Origin of the sequence: Pseudomonas sp. EA_5y_Pfl2_R50 (assembly GCF_963970475.1) — a bacterium.
Classification (GTDB): Bacteria; Pseudomonadota; Gammaproteobacteria; order Pseudomonadales; family Pseudomonadaceae; genus Aquipseudomonas.
In genome coordinates this window covers 1-446 of sequence record NZ_CAXAPT010000184.1, presented here as the reverse complement: position 1 = coordinate 446, position 446 = coordinate 1, and the positions used below count along the sequence as shown (strand labels likewise).

1 pseudogene is annotated in these 446 nt (G+C 68.4%); it reads left to right on the top strand.

The features are described 5' to 3' along the window. Positions 1 to 446, top strand: a pseudogene (locus AACY19_RS27355) (hypothetical protein); the annotation flags it as partial.

Sequence of the window (446 nt, the reverse complement as noted above, 5' to 3'; positions counted from 1 at the left end):
CTGGGATGGGCTGGCCGCACTGACTGGCCCCGAACAGGCCGAACTCTTCGCCCATTGCGCTTCGTTCGGCGTCAATGCGCTTTATGAGCGGGCCGATCGCTACGGTGGCCGTGTCTCGGCGCATAGTGTCGAACAGCGCATCGCCGAAGCCGATCGCCTGTCGCTGGCGGTCGGGCTCGACATGGCCGAAGCCGGGTGGCGGCCGACCGTCGCCAACTATCTCGGCCGCGTCACCAAGCCCCGCATCCTCGAAGCGGTGCGTGAAGGCGCCGGCGAGCGCGCCGCCCAACTCATCGCACATCTGAAGAAGGGCGACATGGCGACCGAAGCCGAACGTCTCCTCGCCGAGACGGGCTGGCTGCCCGAACCGCTGCGCAATTCCGGCGCCGATGCCGAAAGCACCGAGGCGGACTCTGGCGAGGGCGACGAGGCGTTGCCGGACTTCC